Source organism: Leptospira broomii serovar Hurstbridge str. 5399, assembly GCF_000243715.2.
In the GTDB taxonomy this organism is placed as follows: domain Bacteria; phylum Spirochaetota; class Leptospiria; order Leptospirales; family Leptospiraceae; genus Leptospira_B; species Leptospira_B broomii.
Map to the genome: position 1 here is coordinate 435,952 of NZ_AHMO02000004.1, position 17,955 is coordinate 453,906.

General features: G+C 43.7%; 16 protein-coding genes. 11 read left to right on the top strand and 5 right to left on the bottom strand.

Annotation, left to right across the window (positions count from 1 at the left end; genetic code table 11):
• The first annotated feature begins 95 nt into the window (after window positions 1–95).
• Genes metK through LEP1GSC050_RS02175 form a run of 3 tightly spaced genes read left to right on the top strand, consistent with a single transcriptional unit; the run spans window position 96 to window position 2,595 of the window.
• On the top strand, window positions 96–1,256 hold the full coding sequence (gene metK, locus LEP1GSC050_RS02165; protein ID WP_010569428.1) for a methionine adenosyltransferase: 1,161 nt from the start codon (window positions 96–98) through the stop codon (window positions 1,254–1,256).
• Window positions 1,256–2,215: a transketolase family protein gene (locus LEP1GSC050_RS02170; RefSeq protein ID WP_010569429.1), complete on the top strand. Its 960-nt coding sequence runs from the start codon at window positions 1,256–1,258 to the stop codon at window positions 2,213–2,215. Before metK ends, LEP1GSC050_RS02170 begins: the two co-directional genes overlap by 1 nt.
• 41 nt (window positions 2,216–2,256) lie before the next feature.
• Window positions 2,257–2,595, top strand: coding sequence for an ATP-dependent Clp protease adaptor ClpS (locus LEP1GSC050_RS02175; RefSeq protein ID WP_010569430.1), 339 nt, complete (start codon window positions 2,257–2,259; stop codon window positions 2,593–2,595).
• Between the two features lie 206 nt (window positions 2,596–2,801).
• Here LEP1GSC050_RS02175 and LEP1GSC050_RS02180 read toward each other — a convergent pair whose 3' ends face one another.
• Both LEP1GSC050_RS02180 and lsa23 read right to left on the bottom strand, forming a co-directional pair.
• Window positions 2,802–3,980, bottom strand: coding sequence for a MaoC family dehydratase (locus LEP1GSC050_RS02180; protein ID WP_010569431.1), 1,179 nt, complete (start codon window positions 3,978–3,980; stop codon window positions 2,802–2,804).
• A 65-nt stretch (window positions 3,981–4,045) separates the two neighbouring features.
• On the bottom strand, window positions 4,046–4,654 hold the full coding sequence (gene lsa23, locus LEP1GSC050_RS02185) for a surface adhesion protein Lsa23 (protein ID WP_010569432.1): 609 nt from the start codon (window positions 4,652–4,654) through the stop codon (window positions 4,046–4,048).
• Between the two features lie 103 nt (window positions 4,655–4,757).
• Here lsa23 and LEP1GSC050_RS02190 point away from each other — a divergent pair, with 103 nt between their 5' ends.
• Window positions 4,758–6,722: a M3 family metallopeptidase gene (locus LEP1GSC050_RS02190; RefSeq protein ID WP_051184834.1), complete on the top strand. Its 1,965-nt coding sequence runs from the start codon at window positions 4,758–4,760 to the stop codon at window positions 6,720–6,722.
• A gap of 85 nt (window positions 6,723–6,807) precedes the next feature.
• On the opposite strand, the gene LEP1GSC050_RS02195 is transcribed toward LEP1GSC050_RS02190, so the two are convergent.
• Entirely contained in the window at window positions 6,808–7,044 is a 237-nt protein-coding gene (locus LEP1GSC050_RS02195; protein ID WP_020986960.1) for a hypothetical protein, read from the bottom strand.
• A gap of 164 nt (window positions 7,045–7,208) precedes the next feature.
• On the bottom strand, window positions 7,209–7,859 hold the full coding sequence (locus tag LEP1GSC050_RS02200; RefSeq protein ID WP_010569434.1) for a glutathione S-transferase family protein: 651 nt from the start codon (window positions 7,857–7,859) through the stop codon (window positions 7,209–7,211).
• Between the two features lie 168 nt (window positions 7,860–8,027).
• Between LEP1GSC050_RS02200 and LEP1GSC050_RS02205 the strand changes: the two genes are divergently transcribed.
• The 5 genes from LEP1GSC050_RS02205 to LEP1GSC050_RS02225 all read left to right on the top strand — a co-directional run bounded on the left by LEP1GSC050_RS02205 (window position 8,028) and on the right by LEP1GSC050_RS02225 (window position 14,392).
• The gene (locus LEP1GSC050_RS02205) at window positions 8,028–8,810 is read left to right on the top strand and encodes an SDR family NAD(P)-dependent oxidoreductase (RefSeq protein ID WP_010569435.1); all 783 of its coding nucleotides are present in this window, start codon (window positions 8,028–8,030) and stop codon (window positions 8,808–8,810) included.
• 24 nt (window positions 8,811–8,834) lie between these two features.
• Window positions 8,835–10,034: a sterol desaturase family protein gene (locus LEP1GSC050_RS02210; RefSeq protein ID WP_010569436.1), complete on the top strand. Its 1,200-nt coding sequence runs from the start codon at window positions 8,835–8,837 to the stop codon at window positions 10,032–10,034.
• Window positions 10,035–10,201: 167 nt separating this feature from the next.
• Window positions 10,202–11,383 (top strand): acyl-CoA dehydrogenase family protein, encoded by a 1,182-nt coding sequence (locus LEP1GSC050_RS02215; protein ID WP_010569437.1) that lies wholly within the window; start codon window positions 10,202–10,204, stop codon window positions 11,381–11,383.
• Window positions 11,384–11,478: 95 nt separating this feature from the next.
• A complete protein-coding gene (locus LEP1GSC050_RS02220; RefSeq protein WP_040910842.1) occupies window positions 11,479–13,626 on the top strand; it encodes a 7TM diverse intracellular signaling domain-containing protein in 2,148 nt (715 codons plus the stop codon).
• 118 nt (window positions 13,627–13,744) lie between these two features.
• Window positions 13,745–14,392, top strand: a complete 648-nt coding sequence (locus LEP1GSC050_RS02225) for an START domain-containing protein (RefSeq protein WP_010569439.1) — start codon at window positions 13,745–13,747, stop codon at window positions 14,390–14,392.
• A 10-nt stretch (window positions 14,393–14,402) separates the two neighbouring features.
• Here the strand turns inward: LEP1GSC050_RS02225 and LEP1GSC050_RS02230 are convergent, their stop codons facing one another.
• On the bottom strand, window positions 14,403–15,329 hold the full coding sequence (locus LEP1GSC050_RS02230) for an LIC_11366 family protein (RefSeq protein ID WP_010569440.1): 927 nt from the start codon (window positions 15,327–15,329) through the stop codon (window positions 14,403–14,405).
• Between the two features lie 65 nt (window positions 15,330–15,394).
• Here LEP1GSC050_RS02230 and asd point away from each other — a divergent pair, with 65 nt between their 5' ends.
• Together asd and LEP1GSC050_RS02240 are read left to right on the top strand one after the other, a co-directional pair.
• Window positions 15,395–17,617: an archaetidylserine decarboxylase gene (gene asd, locus LEP1GSC050_RS02235; RefSeq protein WP_010569441.1), complete on the top strand. Its 2,223-nt coding sequence runs from the start codon at window positions 15,395–15,397 to the stop codon at window positions 17,615–17,617.
• Window positions 17,617–17,952, top strand: a complete 336-nt coding sequence (locus LEP1GSC050_RS02240) for a DUF971 domain-containing protein (protein WP_010569442.1) — start codon at window positions 17,617–17,619, stop codon at window positions 17,950–17,952. The genes asd and LEP1GSC050_RS02240 overlap by 1 nt, the downstream gene beginning before the upstream one ends.
• Window positions 17,953–17,955 lie beyond the last annotated feature (3 nt).

Here is a 17,955-nt window from a genome sequence, read left to right on the forward strand (position 1 = left end):
TCGGATTCACTTGACACCGTCAGGTTCCGGAGGTTTTTAGTTTTATGGCGGGATTGTAAATCCCGCTAAGATAGAATTAGTAGGAATTAAGCCTAATGTCCCTGAAAGACTTTATCTTCACTTCGGAATCGGTCTCGGAAGGCCACCCAGACAAGGTCTGTGATCAAATTTCAGACGCTATCCTCGATGCATACCTTGCACAGGATCCTAAATCAAGGGTTGCCTGCGAATCTTTGGTGACGACTAATCTCGTCGTAGTTGCCGGCGAGGTAACTAGTAAAGGAAAAGTAGACGCTGCCGAAATTGCCAGGGACGTGATCCGCGATATAGGGTATACGGATATTACAATGGGATTCGACGCCGATTTTGCTGTCGTCTCGACTCATATACATGCGCAAAGTCCCGATATCTCTCAGGGAGTTACCGAGGGGGAAGGGCTTTTTAAAGAACAAGGCGCAGGCGATCAAGGACTGATGTTCGGTTTTGCGATCAACGAAACTCCGGAACTCATGCCGATGCCTATTTACTACTCTCACGAACTAGTCAAATATCTTGCCCAACTCAGACACGGAAAGAAATTCGCGTGGCTTCGTCCGGACGTAAAATCTCAAGTTACCGTAGAATACAAGGACGGAAAACCTGTTCGTGTGGATACGGTCGTTATTTCGACTCAACACACTCCGGATGTAAATCACAAGACGATCGAAGAAACCGTTATCGAAGAATGTATTAAGAAAGTAATTCCGGCGAACTTTTTGAAAGATACGAAATTCTTTATTAACCCTACCGGCCAATTCATCATCGGTGGACCTCATGGAGATACCGGGTTGACCGGTCGTAAAATCATCGTGGATACGTATGGCGGTTACGGTCGTCATGGTGGAGGAGCCTTCTCCGGAAAAGATCCTTCTAAAGTGGATCGTTCCGCAGCTTACATGGGACGTTACATAGCTAAAAACGTAGTAGCAGCCGGACTGGCTTCGCAATGCGAGGTTCAACTAGCGTATGCGATCGGAGTTGCCGATCCTGTTTCCGTTCACGTCGATACTTTCGGAACCGGAACACTTTCCGAGGCGGAGATCGTAAAACGAATTCGCGCTAATTTCAAACTCACTCCTCGTGGAATTACCGATTCGCTCAAACTGCTAGAAAAAGGAAGAAAATACCGCGAAACGGCTGCTTACGGTCACTTTGGTCGTAGTGGAGAAACCTTTACTTGGGAAAAAACCGACAAAGCAGAGGCTTTGAAAGGCTAATGGGCGCTCCTTCCGTTTCCACTTCCGATCAAAAGGCTACCCGTGACGGGTACGGAGACGCTCTGCACGAATTGGGAGCGGAACGAAAGGACATTGTCGTTTTGGATGCGGACCTTTCCGGTTCGACAAAGACGAATAAATTTGCAAAAGCATATCCGGATCGATTTTTCAATATCGGAGTCGCCGAGCAAAATTTAGTGGGGCATGCGGCCGGTCTTGCTTTGGCAGGTTACGTACCGTTCGCCTCCTCCTTTGCGATGTTTCTTTCCGGGAGAGCTTGGGAAGTCGTTCGCAACAGTATCGTTTATCCGTTTTTGAACGTTAAATTGGTCGCTTCTCATGGAGGAATTACCGTCGGTGAAGACGGCGCTTCCCACCAATGCATCGAAGATTTCGGAACGATGAGAGTCATTCCGGAAATGGTCGTAATTTGTCCTTCGGACTATAACGAAACTAAGCAAGTAATCCGCGCAATCGCGGATTATAACGGTCCGGTTTACGTAAGAGTAGGACGCCCAAACGTGCCGCTCATCGAACGGGAAAATTATAAATTCGAAATCGGTAAGGCAGAGGTAATTCGCGAAGGTAAGGACGTGCTGATTATAGCGAACGGCGTACTTGTAAACGAAGCAATGATTGCGGTCAAAGAATTGGAATCCTTGGGTGTACAAGCGACTCTTTTGAATATGGCAACGATTAAACCGATCGACAAGGATGCTATTCTAAAATACGCGAAACTTTGCGGCGTCGTTGTAACTTGCGAAGAACATAATGTGGTTGGTGGACTCGGATCTGCAGTTAGCGAGTTTCTTTCGGAGGAATATCCGGTCCGAATCCTAAAATTAGGAATGAAAGATACGTTCGGAAAATCGGGAACCTGGTCGGGATTACTGGACTATTTTGGCCTAAGAGCTAAGAATATAGTGGAATTAGCCCGGAAAGCTATTCAATTAAAATAGCCCGCATTTCTTCCGAAGTAAAACGCTAATCGACCCGGAGAATGCTTCGGGTAAGAGTTAAAAAGTCCCAGACACCCGTCATCGAAGAGACTACAGTTGAGGACCCTGCAAAAACAGGCGGCCCGTGGAAAGTAGTACTATGGGACGACGACGAGCATACGTATGACTATGTGATCGAAATGTTAATGGAAGTCTGCACCATGACTATGGAACAGGCGTTTCGTCATGCGGTGGAAGTGGATACGCAAAAAAAGACTGTCGTTTTTGCGGGAGAATTTGAACACGCTGAGCATGTTCAGGAACTTATTTTGACGTACGGACCCGACCCAAGAATGGCCGTCTCAAAAGGTTCCATGAGTGCAACATTAGAGAAATCTTAATTCTTTCTAGTATTTAGGGATCAAAGCGGTTTATTATAAAAAATTCCGACGGAAATTGCAATTTTTTAGTCTTCTATATTTTTGCCAATTATGAACCCTTCTCTCAGGATCGAAGATGTTAAACAAGTAAGATTAAACCCGTAATTTTCCCGGTTTGTAACTTTAGGAAAAACGACGGAATAGATGATTCCGTCGTTTCATGCGATTTACCACTTTTTCTTAACAAGAATTTTCCGCTCGATTTCGAAAATCTTTTCAGGAAGTTTTTCTTTTCCTAATTTCTTCTTATCGTTTTCCTTTAAGAAAAGTTCTTCGCCAAATTTTTCAAAAGCGTCGTTTGCTTTGATATTCTTCAAACCGATGAACTGGATATGAACTTCTCCTGCGGGAATTCCGAATTCGTTTCCTCTATCTTTTACAGCGAGGATTCTTGAGATAGCCGTAACCGTATCGCCGCTGATTGAAGGTTGCGTGTGATATCCCTCGGTAAATCCCAAATCCCAAAGAACATTCTCCGTTGTATCCCGAGACGCTAATCCGCATAACCAGGCAAATACGAGTCCTCCATAAACGACGGGATCTCCTCCCATCGGCCCGGAAATTCCGGCGGAATATAACCGATCATAATGCAAGGGATGAGTGTTACCGACTCGATACGTCCAAGGGAAATGTTCGTCGGTTATAGTTCTTCCATTTTGGTGAATATAAATTTGACCCGCCTCGAAATTTTCAAAGTAAGTATCCGACCAAGTTGCGGTCTCGAAACCTTTCGGAAGTTTTAAATTCGGTAATTCGATTTGAGGCTGATTTGTCTCCGGAAAAAACGCTTCTTTTACTACCGGTTTTGGAGTGCCTTTCGGTTTTCCGTTCGAATGATAGATCATGATCTTTCGTTCGTACTGCAGAACTAATTCCCTATTTTGATTCAGGCAAATCGTGCGCACATGAACGATTCCCGGTTTATCGGGACCTTTATCGTCCACTTTCAGCACTTTAGTTTTTGCGGATAGAGTATCGCCCGGATGAACGGGTTTTAGAAATTGAACATCGTAATAGCCTAAATTCGCGAGCGCTTTTTCGGAATCATTTTGTACTCCGAGCGAGAGGGCTAGGTTGAAAACCATTAACGGGGAAATTAATAAATCTTTAAATCCATGCGCTTGAGCATAAGGAGCGGAAAGAAAAAGAGGATTTGCTTCCATGAATGTGGTTGCGAATTCCTGAGCAAACGCCCTATCGATCGTTAATTCCCGAGGATGTTCAAAAATCGCTCCTTCGGTAAATTCTTCGAGATAACGTCCGTAGATTTCCCTTTTGACCTTACCGGTGTCCACCGGAGTTTTAGGTGCCAGTTCCGCGAACGGGGTGGTTGGAATTTTTGCCATGGAGCTCCTGCCTTTTCTTTAATTTTTCCTAGGATTTCCACACTGGGTCCTCGGAAAAGGCTTTTTCACAACCTTCCTTTGAAATAGCTCTCGAGCAATTCTCTGGATCCGTATCTCAATTCTCCGCCGAGAATTTCCATTTTCGGAAGATCGGGGTTCGTGTCCTTTTCTCCAAACATATGGTTCCAGGTGTTTACGAAAAGAACCGGTCGCAAATTTCGAAATTCCATTTGGGGTGGTTTTAGAATGGAATCATAATGTTCGACAGGGTCCTGCAAAAAGATCTGATCGCCGGAATAAACATTTGTCAGATCGATTTCCGAAAGTTTTCCTTCCGGATTCAATTTTACTCGAATCGATTCTAAATCGGAAGTGCGTCCATATTTGAATCTTCTATAAATTCTGTAGAAGAAGTCCTTCAGGAGATTTGGATGAATCTCATCCTGGAATACATACGTAATTCTTAATTCGACTCCCGACGGAGTAATTTCACTTTTGCAATACGTCGTCAGCAGCCCGTTTCCGGCTAGAATATCCTTTTCAGGTTGAACCAGAATCGGTAGATTTTCCCCATTACATGGGCCGTCTGCAAGCGGGAACTTCGGTAGACTAGTACCCGAACATTCGAGTAGCAATCCTATACACAATAAAATAAGAATGCTCGGATTATTCATAATGCGGGCTCTCGACGGAATTGGAATCGATGATTCGAGCTTTGTCAAGATGATACCGCAAAAAAGGATGCGGCTTTTTGAGGTTTTAAGGATTCTGTTCTTGATGGACAAAACTCTTCCTTTTCGTGAATTCCCGAATGTGCCTTTGGAAAATCTAAAAGATTCAATACGCGCGAAGATTTCCTTTTCTAAAGAACTCCTATCACGATTATTAGTTCAAGATTCGCCTACCTATGATTCCTTAATAAGACCGTTAAACGACGCTCTTCAGGACCTTCATTTGGATTTTACCGTATTGTCTCATCTGAATAGCGTTAAGAATAACGAGGAGTCTAAGAGCAATTATACGGAGATTTTACCCGAAGTAACCGAATTTTATTCCGATCTCGGTCAGAATGAGCAACTCTTTCAGGCTTATACGACGATTTTTAATCGCGAGAAAAATTCCTTAAGCCAGCCGCAAAAGAAGGTATTGGAAGACGGAATATTGCAGTTTAAATTAGGCGGCGTGGGACTTCCACCGGAACGTAAGAAGCGCTTGCAGGAGATCCAACTTCGTCTTTCGGATGTGGACAATCAATTTTCCCAAAATCTTCTGGATGCAACGAATGCGTATGAAATGAGAATCGAATCGGAGGAAGACGTAAAGGAAATCCCGGAATCGGATAAAACCTTGTACAGGAATTCGGACGGGTCCTATTCGTTCACGTTACAGTTTCCTAGCTATATTTCGTATATGACGTACGGTACGAATCGAAATAAGCGGGAAGAATTATATAAAGCGTACGTGACCAAGGCGCCTCAGAACGGAAAACTTATCCAGGAAATTTTAGCATTGAGGGACGAAGAGGCTTTATTGCTCGGTTATTCGAACTTTGCAGAACTTTCTTTGGCGACGAAAGTCGCGGATTCCCCAAAAACCGTTTTGAATTTTTTGGAAGAATTAGGAAAGAAAGCGAAACCGTTTGCGGAAAAAGAATTTAAAGAATTATCGGAATTCGCAAAGACATTAGGCATCGACGATCTGCAAGCTTTCGATACTGCTTACGTGTCAGAGAAATTAAAGAAGCAGTCGTACGATTTCGACGAAGAGGAAACTAGACCTTACTTCGAAAAAAATTCGGTCGTGAAAGGTGCGTTCGAATTCTTTAGGAAGCTTTTCGGTTTTGAATTGATAAAAACCGACGCGCCGACTTGGGATTCTAAAGTGGAAGTATATCAGCTGAAAAGCGAATCTCAAATACGAGCACAGCTCTACCTAGATCTTGAATCCAGAAAAGATAAGCAAAGCGGAGCCTGGATGAATAACTGGGCTTCTCGTAACCGATTGCCGCAAGGCGTAGCGCTACCGACGGCATTCGTGGTCTGTAATTTTCCTCCTTCGAAGGAAGGATCTCCTTCTCTATTAAAGCATAGCGATGTCGTGACTCTATTCCATGAAATGGGTCATACATTGCACCATATTTGTACGAAGGTGGAGGAGCCGCCTGTCAGCGGCATCAACGGAGTCGAATGGGATGCGGTGGAATTTCCTTCGCAATTTCTGGAGAATTTCGCGTACGAACCGCAGGTTTTGCAATTCTTCGCGTTTCATTATCAGACCAAGGAGCCGATGCCGCAAGTCTTAGTCCATAAATTGAAAGCGACTAAAAATTTTCTAGCCGGGCTAGGAGTATTACGTCAGCTAGAATTCGGAATTTTTGATATGCGAATTCATATGGGAAAACATACGGAAAACGAAGTACAGAGAATACTCGATGAAGTACGTAAAGAGGTGGGTATTTTACAGCCGCCTTCCTATAATAAATTCCAAAACGGATTCTCGCATATCTTTTCGGGAGGTTATGCTGCGGGCTATTACAGTTATAAATGGGCGGAACTTCTGGCTGCAGATGCATTCTTTGCTTTCTTAGAGAAAGGAATTTTCGATGCGCCGCTCGCGGAGAGTTATAAAAATAATATTTTGGAAAAGGGCGGTTCCGAAAACGCAATGAACTTATTCAGAAAATTCCTAGGTCGAGATCCTAGCCCCGAGGCTCTATTACGGCTATACGATTTAGTCGCCTAAGCCGGCTATTTAACGGAGGGCGGAGATTTTTCGACGACTAAAATTGCTCGATGAAAGGAGTCATCGGTCGTCGATGTTCGGGAATTTAAGAAAGGTTCTTGCGGAAGTTCTGAAGTAGCTGTTCGGTTCCCGAAAGCAGAAGCTCGATCTGATCGGAATCGATATTATAGACAACGCTGGTTTTTAAAGAGTCCTTAAAAGCGCTCGCGTCGATTTTTTTTTGGTCATAGCTGTCCTTAAGGAAGTTATACCAACCCGCGAGGATTACTTTCAGGTGAGGAAGTTCTTTGATTGGGACTGAAATGACTTTCTCTGCTTCCATAAGGCCACTCGAAGGTTAATTTCAGAACGGCGCGAGTCAACCAGATTTTTTGAAATCGAATACAACTTGAGTTTTATACGAATTCAAATCCGAGATTTTGAAAATCAGATCGCGCCGCACAATAAATTGCGAACGGCCTGTAATTAGGAGAAAGAGTTCCCTTATTATCTACTTCTGCGTAAAGCTTTCATAATCGTCGCCCTTGCTTTTTCCACTTTCGCAGGTCCTGGAAGAGAATTCATCATCTCTAAATAGGCCTTTAAACCGGATAATTCTTCTATAGGACAGGGGGAAATCCACTCGCTTAGATTATCAATGACAAGTGGAAGCGTAGCGAAAGCGGCGCAATCCGCGGCTGTAAATTCGGATCCGGCGATAAAAGGAGAGAATTTGACGACTCTTGCCAAAGCCGATGTAGCCATCCTTAACGAGGTTCGCACCTCCTGAATCGCTTCCGCCGGAACGGATTCTTGCTTTAAGCCGGGAGTATACACTTTCCTTGCGGGGGTATCGATATAATTTTCTATAATCGTAATTATGGATCTTACTAATGCGGCTTTTAACGGATCTTTCGGAAAGAGTGGCTTCGTATTCGGGAAACTCGCCTCAACGAACTCGATGATCGCCTGAGATTCGAAAAGATAGTTTCCGTCGATTTCAATATAAGGGATCTTTCCCATCGGACTCCTCTTCAAAAATTCTTCGTCCTGGGAATAGGGAGTACGTATCTCTTCGAATTCGATGTTCTTTTCCAACAAAAAGAGCTTCACCTTATTGGAGTAGTTGCTGATAGGATATCCGTATAAACGTATCATAGGTTATCGGATCCTTTCGGGAGAAATCGGATCGTAAAGCTTTTTTCTTCAGTTGGCCGGACCAACTAATCTATAAGTTCGATTTTTATTCTTTCCCCGCTTTCTAATTTCGCATATTATTGCCCCCACGCCTGGAATTGTCAGGCGGCTTTAGGGAGAGCTTATTTAATGAAAAAAACGGCCATAATAACCGGCGCAAGTACCGGGATCGGTTATGAAATTGCGAAATTGGCGGCGTCCGACGGATACGATTTGATACTCGTAGCCAGAAGCGCAAAAACATTGGCAAAAGTGAAAAAGGAAACTGAATCTTTGGGCGCAAAAACCGAATTTCTTGCGCTCGATTTGTCGGATCCTAAAAGTCCGAAGAAGATCTACGATTTTGCGAAAAAGAAAAAAGCGATAGTCGACCTGCTCGTAAACAATGCGGGATTCGGTACGAATGGTCGCTTCGACACCTTGGATTTGAGCGAAGAATTATCACTGATCCAAGTGAACGTGACATCACTCGTCGCATTGACTCATTTGTTTTTGAAGGATATGGTCGATAGGCATTCCGGAAAAATCCTAAATGTCGCTTCGACCGCCGCCTTTCAACCGGGTCCGTTGATGGCGAACTACTATGCGAGTAAGGCATATGTACTTTTTTTCTCGGAAGGCATTTCCGAAGAATTGAAGAAAGTAGGTGTCACAGTAACCTGCCTTTGTCCCGGACCGACGAGCACGGAATTCTTTAAAAGAGCCGAAATGGATAATTCCGCTCTTTTAAATAGTCCGATGGTTCCGAAAGCGACCCCTCGTGATGTTGCAAAACTGGGATACGAGGCCGTAAAGAACGGACGGGCGGTAGTTATTTCAGGTTTTGCTAATAAAGTTTTGGCGCAATCCGTGAGAATTACGCCGCGTTTTTTAATTCGAAAAATTGCGAAAATTTTCAATACGGTAGGATAATTTAAGTTTCGACGAGGTTTGATAATGGGAGAATCGATTATAGACTTAGCGGTTCCGTTCTTTTTGATTCTTATATTGGCCGAGGCTTATATTGGAAGAAAGCAAAACGTTTATCGCTGGAATGATACGATCACCGATTTAGGTACCGGCATACTCTTCTCTCTTACGGGAGTCTTCGTGACTCTCGGATCTCTCTGGATCTACGAACAAGTTCGAGTTCATTTTTCGATTCAGCAGCTTTGGGGTTTTTCAGAGCTTCCCGAGGGATCTCCTATAATTCGAGGGGCAGGTGGCTTAGAATTCAGGTGGGCTGAGGCGTTATCCTGGCTGTTGATTCTTTTGGCGGTCGATTTTATCTACTACTGGTTTCATCGGGCAACGCACGAAGTTCATTTTCTTTGGGCTTGCCACGTAACTCATCATTCCAGCGAGGAATTCAATTTATCGGTGGCATTGAGGCAATCCAGTTTTCAGAGAATTTTCGAATATACCTTTAATCTTCCCCTTGCGATAGCGGGAGTTCCCTGGTGGGCGTTTTTGCTTTGTCAGGGGATTCTCAAAATCTATCAATTTTGGGTTCATACTCGCCTAATCGGAAAGCTTGGCTGGGTAGAGAGAGTCTTTCTCACACCCTCGCATCATAGAGTGCATCATGGACGAGATCTCCAATATTTGGATAAAAATCACGGAGGAATACTGATCCTTTGGGATAAATGGTTTGGAACTTATGCGGAAGAAACATCCGAGCCGGTGTACGGTCTGACTACACAGTTAGGGACCTTCAATCCTTTAACCGCGAATCTGCATGTTTATTTAGATTTATGGAATTTGATAAGCCTTGCTCCGAATTGGAAAGATAAGTTTTTACTTCTTATTCAAAAGCCGGATTGGAGGCCGTCGTCATTGGGGGGAACAAAAGAGATTCCTGTAGTAAGTCGGGAGCGATTGAAAGTTTATGATCCGCAGATTTCTTCGGAACGGAAAATATATACGATCGTACAATTTTTTATTTTGGCGACGATTACTTTGCTAGCGCTACGATTCTTTAAAAAAGGAATTCTGGACGTTGAAATTTTCCTGCTTGCCTCGCTCTGGATTACTTTCTCATTCTTCTCCTTAGGAATTCTATTAGAAGGAGGAAGGAAAGCAATCATCTGGGAATCCGTTCGATATGCAAGCCTTCCGATTCTTGTCGGTTATGCGATGATCAAAGCCGGTTTTTAATTTTCCGTTTTTGTTCGTATATAAAACTAAATGAGTCGTTTTCATATCAACCAAACTTAATGGTTCATTTTTGAATCGCAACCGCTTGCTATCTAAGGGGGGAAGGAGAAAACTAGGCCAAGCATAGGGAAAAACCCCATAGCGAAATAGCCAAGGAGAAACAACTCTTGCAATCAGCCCTACAATTTGATCTTCCGGAAGAACTCTTACAATTACGCGATTTAGCCCGCGATGTCGTACGAAAGGAAGTCGTTCCTAATCGAATGCATTACGACGAAAATAACGAATACCCTAAGCCTATTTTACAGAAATTTAAGGAAGCCGGATTATATCAGGCTCTATTCGACGAGGAGCATGGCGGATTAGGTTATGGTATGATGGGTGGAATTATCCTCGCCGAGGAAGTTTCTTGGGGATGTCTCGGCGTAAATACGGCTTTTACATCCACGAAACTAGGCGCATTACCGATTGATGTCGGAGGAACGAAAGCACAGAAAGATAAATGGCTACCTCTATTAGCATCGGGCGAGAAGACGGCGGCCTTCGGACTATCCGAGCCGAATGCAGGATCCGATGTTCCATCTATGACGACGGTTGCAGTTAAGAAAGGCGATCGATACGTTCTAAACGGGACCAAGCAATGGATTAGCAGCGCGGGACAGGCAGACGTATATACCGTTTTTGCAATGACGGACAAGGATCGGGGACCGAGAGGAATTTCCTGCTTCATCATCGAAAAAGGAACAAAGGGTTTTTCTTTCGGAAAGAAAGAAGATAAGCTAGGAATTCGTTGTTCCGAGACTAGACAATTGATTATGGAAGACTGCGAAATTCCCGAGGAAAACCTTCTTGGTGGAAAGGAAAACCAAGGTTTTTTACATGCCTTTAAGACTCTGATTCTATCTCGTCCCGCAGTTGCGGCGGGCGCGGTCGGGGTTATGCAAGGAGCGTTTGACGCTGCTATCGATTATGCTCGCCAAAGAGAACAATTCGGTACTACTATTTCATCCTTTCAAGCGATTCAGCATATGCTTGCTGACATGGCTATTAAGATAGAAGGATCCCGTTTACTGACGTATAAAGCGGGAGTTTATGCCGAGTCTATGCATAAGGATGCGGCAAAATTCTCAGCCATGGCAAAATGCTATGCGTCGGATTCTGCGGTACAAGTCGCTTCCGACGCCGTTCAGATTTTCGGGGGATATGGATATACCAAGGAATATCCGGTAGAGAAGTATTATCGTGACGCGAAGATTCTCCAAATTTATGAAGGAACCAGCCAAATCCAAAGAAACGAAATTGCAGCCGGCTTAATAAAGGACGCGGCGTCGAAAACTAAAAAAGGGTAAACTCCGATTTTGACTTGATGCCGATCGGCATCAAGTCAATCTTCTCCCTTCAATTACGAATTTAAGGAGAAAGAGTGGGCATTCTTGAAAGTACAATGGAAATTGGAAAACGCTCTATCCTTCTTAGAAGCATTATATTCCTATTATCTTTCCATACCCTCCCGGTTTTAGCCTTTGATACTTTCAAAATTCCGTCGAACGGGATTCCCCTAAGCAACCATTCGGAAGTTTGGGAAGATTCCGGCCGCTCGACTCCATACCCTCAAGTATTAAAGATCGCTGAATTTCAACCCGTTTCTTCTCCCTCCTTCGGCTACAGTTCGTCGGCATATTGGTTCTCTATTCCAGTCGAGAACTCGGGTAACGAAACTCTTTCCTGGATTTTAGAAATTCGATACGCTTATCTGGATAAAATCGAAGTGTACCAAGCCTCGGGGAGCTCCCATCCGATCTATCGTGCGGGAGATTCCATTTCTTTTAAGGAGAGGCCGATCTTTTATCGGTTTCCAAGTTTCCCATTCGAAATTCCTCCGCATTCCACGGATCGAATACTCATCCGAATTGAAACGACTAGCGCGGTAAATTTTGCCGCCTTTGCCTATAAACGGCAGGATTTTTTTTCCAAAGTAAATTCGGAACAAATTCTGCAGGGCTTATATTTCGGTGCGATTTTGGTTATGGTGTTATATAATCTTTTTCTTTTTCTTTCGACAAAGGAAAAGATTTATTTTGCGTTTTCTGCCTATGTAGCCGCCGGAATTTTTGTTCAATGGATTATGTGCGGCTATGCTTCGCAATTTTTTTGGCCCGGCGCCACTACATGGGCGAGTCGTTGCGTCGCATCGTTTACGTTTTTATCAGTCGCAACCGCCGCCGATTTTATTCGAACTTATTTCGATACGAAGAGACGCCATCCTCGATTCAATATCCTGATTTTAGGCGTCGTTTATTCTTCCGCGTTTTTAACGGTAGCCGGATATTTCTTGCCGGTTCGAGTCGGATTAGCCTTATATTTTCCGATCGCTTTCTTGGGATTGATTTGCCTCGTCTCTGTAGGATTTCAGAATTTATCCAGAAATTTGAAATATGCCGCCTTCTTTTTAGGAGCTTGGTTTGCACTTATCATCGGAACATTCCTATACCTATTAAAGTTTTCCGGTATACTTCCGCATACGATCGGAATCGTAAACTGGGGAGTTGAAATAGGATCCGTATTGCATGTGCTACTGATCGCGATGTCCCTCGCGGATCGTGTGAACGAACTTTCTATAAATTTAACGAATAAAGTCGGAGATCTAAACAACGCCAAGCATGCGATAGAGCAATCCGAAATGCGTTTTCGGAATTTATTCGAAGGCGCTGAAGAACTTTTACTAACTTTAGATCAAGAGGGAAAAATACAAGATGCCAATCGAACTCTATCGAGATTAACCGGACATCGTCCCGCGGAAGTAAAGGGAAAGAGCTTATTGGATTTGATATATTCTCCCGAAGGTCCGGAAGGTTCCTTAAATCTATTTCTAGCGAAGGAAAAATTAGAAGAGCATCTCAAACTCAGAAAGACGGTCGAGTTTCATTCGGAGTTCAGTCAAAAATACGTTATGGAACCTAAACCGGTAAAAATTCGATTACAGTCTTTCGATGCGGAAGGAACGCGAATGGTTTTAGGAAAGGTTTCCGAAATCTCCGAAGATATTCTTTCTCGATTTTTGCAAAGTGAAAGTATGAATTTTACTGTGAACAATTATCTAAGGAACGCGGATATCTTGAGTCGCCAATTAACCGCAAATTTGACTCAATTCGTGGGCTCCGAAGTCGTGACAGCGGTGCGTATATGTCTAAGGGAAGTTTTGATCAATGCGATCGAGCACGGAAATCTAGGCATCAGCTTTGATGAGAAAACTGATGCAATGAAATCAGGTAATTATATGGAGTTCATTCAAAAGAGACAGAAAGAGGTGTTTTACGGGGCTAGATCCGTAAAAGTCGCGTATTCGTTAAATTCGAAGCGAATCGGGTTCGAAATTTACGACGAGGGAGAAGGGTTCGACTTTAAGAAAATCCTGAATCTGGACGGCGAAAAGCTGAACGAGCAAAGCTATACTCATGGTCGTGGGATTATGATGACTCGGAAAGTCTTTGATGTGGTTAAATTCAACGATAAAGGCAATAAAGTACTTTTGATCAAATACTTGCAAAAACCCTTAAAATACAAGCGGGAACCTTCCTCCTTCGATATATGAAAGGTTCCCGTTAATTTTCAACGATCCGAGAAAATCGAACGCTCGCTTACGTTCGAAAAGGTATTGACGATTTTCTTTTTCGAGTAAGAATCCAACTCCGATCGATGGGGCGATGTCAATGTTTTATAAAATCATTCTTTTACTATTTATTTCCTTTTTTCCGTTTCAAGTTTTCGCTTGGGATTTGGCTAAGGAAAAGAACGGAGTGACCGTTCACACGCGAAATGTGGAAGGCTCCGAACTAAAGGAATTTCGTGGAAAAACGAAAGTCAAGGCGAGTTTGAATTCAGTGCTGGCTCTACTGGACGACAATCCTTCCTATACGACTTGGTTGAAGGATTGCAAGAAGTCGGAAGCAATAAAAATTTTGAATCCAAAAGAGAGATATATTTATATTTTAAACGGGGTCCCCTGGCCGTTAGACGATCGTGATTTTATAGTTCACTCGACCTTTTCCTTAGATAAGGCGACTGGTGCTGTAACTTACACTCTGAGACCTGCCGCTAATTCTATCGTACCGGAAAAAAAAGGAATCGTCCGAGGTAAAATCAAAGGGTATTGGAAATTCGTGCCTAAGGGAGACGAAGTCGAGGTTACATACCAGGTTCATAGCGAACCGGGAGGCAGCATCCCTTCATCGATCGCTAATTTTGTCGTAGTCGATATTCCGTACGAAACTTTACGCAAAATGAAAGATAAATTGGAAGAGCCCAAATATAAAAACGCTCCCCAGTTTCATCTACTCTCGGAATCGGCAGCTAACTAATCGGGGAATCTTAAAGCCGGTAATTGACTCCGAAGAATATTCCCCCGTAGGCTGATTGCATATCTAATTTGCGGGAATATTGTTGAGAGAGTAGAATATTCGTTTGATTTGCGGATTCGGTTAAGGGAGTGACCCGTCCGTCTTGTCGAATATAAATACTGGATGAGCTTCCGTTGAAGGAACCGTCAAAGGACGCGATGTTAATCCAGGAAAGAAATACGCCTGCACTCAAAGAAATATGATTCGTAACGGGAGTGGATAAGGAACCTTCTAAACGAAACTCGATACCGGTGCCGCTTAAGTTTCCGTCTTGCTGAAAGTATTCCTTTCCGTTTGTCGCATAACCTCTCGAAATCCATAGGGCTTTGGTGTATCCGCCGCCGAATCCGGCCTCCCAATTGAGCCACCTGTTCACGCGCCCGTCTTGCCAAACCATCGCTAAAAAATATAGGCTTTCCATTCCGAAGTTTAAACGAGTGTAAAAAGGATCACCGGTAATATTTGTGAGTCCGAAATTTCTAAAGTAATGAAACCCGCCAAGCACACCCACTTTGAAATTACCCGCGAATCTGGTCCGAATAAGAATCTCGCCTTGAGTCATCGTGCGGTCGTTTCTTTCCCTAGTTTCTGATGGAACTCGAGGATCTAACGTCGAAGAAAAACCGTTCAGATTATGATCAAATCGATTTTGTCCTCTCATTCCTGCGCCGAATCTTGCCCCGAATTCCCAGTTTCCTTCGGGTGGGGCAGGTCTTTCCTCCGGGAGTTCTTTGAATTTTGGAATCGCAGCGTCCTCACCGTAAAGTAGAGTAGGGAGTAGTAAGAAACCGACGAAGAGAAAATAGAAATTGCGTGAGGTTGAATTAGATTGCATTTCCGATTTAAAAAGGAGTGGTGATTTGGTTCTATTCGGGAAATCCTTGCAGGAACCCGGCATACTGGCACCGTTTTCCCGGGATCTCTATTCTAAAAGTCTTTATTTGCAAGGAAACGTAAACTGGGATGCTAACTACAAAACTATTTCCTTTTTTGGATTTGGACCTTCTCAAACCGTATTTTTACTTCCTTCTGTTTATAGGATTGTACCTCACAATACGATTAAGGTTCCCTCAAATTCGCTTCTTATTTTTAGCCGTGAAAATTTTTTCCGGAAATATGGATTATAAAGGTTCTCGCGGAAGATTAATTCATTCCCAAGCTTTCTTTGCCGGAACCGGTTCTTCCTTGCTTCCGGGCGCGGTATTGGGTTCAGGCTTAGCTTTAGTTTTGGCAGGCCCCGGCGTCTTACTTTGGATTTGGATTTCTAGTTTTTTAATCATGCCGCTGCGATTCGTTTCTTCCACGCTAGCGATACGATTTAGAATCAAATTAGAAAGCGGCCGATACTTGTCCGGCCCAATGTATTTTATTGAAAAAGCTCTTCGCGCAAGATGGTTGGCAATTGCGTTTTCTCTAGCGGGGTTGTTGACGGTTCTTTCGATGGGCGGCGCCATCCCCATGCTGGGGGTTTCGTTTTTTGCACAGCGAGGTTTTGATATCCAGGGTATGACCGTCCCTGTGCTTATTTCCATCATCGTTGTCTTTGTCGTTTTAGGAGGAATCCGAAGAATCGGAAGAGTAGCTGGATATCTCGCACCTATCGGATTACTTCTTTTCTTTGCCGGTTTTTTCCTACTTTTCGGGAGTCAACTGACTAGTTTCTATTCTTTTCTTGAAGTGGTGGCAAAAGACGCCACTAGTCCGGTCACGTTGTTATTAGGCGGCGGATTTTCGATAGCTCGGATTTTTAGTACGGGAACCGGTATGTTCTTCCTGTCTACGGAGACCGGAATCGGTAAGAGCGCCGGAGTCGCCGGAGTCGTCCGAACGGATCATGCCGCAAAACAAGGGCTCGTCAGCATGCTGGCTACTTTCTTCGAAGGGTTTATCGTCGCTACCCTAGTCATTTATGCTTTGTATTCCTTCGGAGTTAGAGATCTGGAAGGTGTTCTTTCTTTTCTGAGAATTTTAGTTAACGGACCGACGGATTTGGCTCATATCGCTTTCTTTGCGTCCTTTCTAATGTTCGCAGTAGTTGCCATTGCCGGCTGGTTTTATACGGGAGAACAAAACGCTCGGTATATTTTCGGAGAAAAGTTCGCCAACGCCTATAGAATCCTGTTTATCGTTTCGATTTTAGGATCCGCGTACGGTTACTTAAAATTCGGAGAGGAAGTCCTACTCCAAATATTTGGAATCGGCTTTTCTCTTGCACTGATAACGGCAGTGCCCGTGTTAATCAGTCTAGTACTACTCGTAAAGGTGGCACAGACCGAGCTAAGAAAATTGATCGAGGGCGGGGCACATTACGAAATTTTCAAAGACTTCTATTTGCTACTTCTTTCAATTCTCCCAAAAAATTTAGTGTCTCTACTTTTCGGTCTATTGGCGGCATTACGCCTTCCTCGATATATTATGATTCCGATTTTAAAGGCGTTTGCGAAAGCGTATAAGATTAATTTGGACGAAGCCGAATTGGGGATTCGGGAATACAATTCCTTGAATCAGTTCTTCACCCGTGCACTAAAAGCGGGCGCGCGTATAATCGATTCTGATGAAAACGCCCTAGTTTCTCCCGTCGACGCGAAGGTAACCGGATTCGGAGACATTCACGAGCAGGTAATCCTTCAGGCAAAAGGTGTGGATTACAATCTGAAAGAGTTATTAGGCGGAGAAAAATATTTATCGCGATTTCAAAACGGAAAATACATAACATTTTATCTCTCTCCGCAGGATTACCATAGGATTCATTCCCCGGCATACGGGAGAATTTTAGGATATTATTATGAACCTGGAAAGTTATTTCCTGTCAACGAGCTGGCGGTTTTCGGTATTCGAGGACTTTTTCCTAAGAACGAAAGATTAATCACCTTTCTGCAAACGGAATACGGATTAGTTGCCGTCATAAAGGTCGGAGCATCCAATGTCGGCAGGATTCGAGTAACGTATGATAAGAAAATCGTAACGAACACTTTGATTCGCACTCCTAAGGAAGAGGAATATAAGGACGTTTCGATCATGATAGATAAGGGAGCCGAATTGGGGAGATTCGAAATGGGCTCCACTGTCATCCTGATATTAGAACGAGATACATTTGATTTTTCTGATATTCCTTTGAACGAAAAAATCACTTACGGAACCACCGTCGGACATTTCCGAAAAAAACTCCTGCAGTTACCGAGGTAATGGCTTTGACTCTGAGCTTAAAATCAACCACGCCGGATACGATAGAATTCGACGAGGATTCGTTATATATTGCGTGGAAAGACGGAGTTCTTTCGAAATATTCCTTATTGGATCTTCGTAAGCGTTGTCCCTGCGTGGTCTGTAGAGGAGGGCATGGAGGAAAAGTCGGCGCAACGACAGGAACGATTCAAGAGGCAAGACTACTTTCATTTTCCAAAGTCGGTCGATACGCTATCAATCTCGTTTGGGGAGATTATCATAATACCGGAATTTACAGTTTCGACTCCCTTCGATTGCTTTGGGAAGGGCAGGAGGGGGATTTAGGAATTCCTTAGTCG

Coding starts and splice junctions, on each gene's coding strand:
- lsa23 (WP_010569432.1), bottom strand. CDS start 4,654: ATGAATAATCCGAGCATTCTTATTTTATTGTGTATAGGATTGCTACTC.
- LEP1GSC050_RS02170 (WP_010569429.1), top strand. CDS start 1,256: ATGGGCGCTCCTTCCGTTTCCACTTCCGATCAAAAGGCTACCCGTGAC.
- LEP1GSC050_RS02175 (WP_010569430.1), top strand. CDS start 2,257: ATGCTTCGGGTAAGAGTTAAAAAGTCCCAGACACCCGTCATCGAAGAG.
- metK (WP_010569428.1), top strand. CDS start 96: ATGTCCCTGAAAGACTTTATCTTCACTTCGGAATCGGTCTCGGAAGGC.
- LEP1GSC050_RS02225 (WP_010569439.1), top strand. CDS start 13,745: ATGTTTTATAAAATCATTCTTTTACTATTTATTTCCTTTTTTCCGTTT.
- LEP1GSC050_RS02195 (WP_020986960.1), bottom strand. CDS start 7,044: ATGGAAGCAGAGAAAGTCATTTCAGTCCCAATCAAAGAACTTCCTCAC.
- asd (WP_010569441.1), top strand. CDS start 15,395: ATGCTAACTACAAAACTATTTCCTTTTTTGGATTTGGACCTTCTCAAA.
- LEP1GSC050_RS02240 (WP_010569442.1), top strand. CDS start 17,617: ATGGCTTTGACTCTGAGCTTAAAATCAACCACGCCGGATACGATAGAA.
- LEP1GSC050_RS02210 (WP_010569436.1), top strand. CDS start 8,835: ATGGGAGAATCGATTATAGACTTAGCGGTTCCGTTCTTTTTGATTCTT.
- LEP1GSC050_RS02190 (WP_051184834.1), top strand. CDS start 4,758: ATGGACAAAACTCTTCCTTTTCGTGAATTCCCGAATGTGCCTTTGGAA.
- LEP1GSC050_RS02220 (WP_040910842.1), top strand. CDS start 11,479: ATGGAAATTGGAAAACGCTCTATCCTTCTTAGAAGCATTATATTCCTA.
- LEP1GSC050_RS02180 (WP_010569431.1), bottom strand. CDS start 3,980: ATGGCAAAAATTCCAACCACCCCGTTCGCGGAACTGGCACCTAAAACT.
- LEP1GSC050_RS02200 (WP_010569434.1), bottom strand. CDS start 7,859: ATGATACGTTTATACGGATATCCTATCAGCAACTACTCCAATAAGGTG.
- LEP1GSC050_RS02205 (WP_010569435.1), top strand. CDS start 8,028: ATGAAAAAAACGGCCATAATAACCGGCGCAAGTACCGGGATCGGTTAT.
- LEP1GSC050_RS02230 (WP_010569440.1), bottom strand. CDS start 15,329: ATGCCGGGTTCCTGCAAGGATTTCCCGAATAGAACCAAATCACCACTC.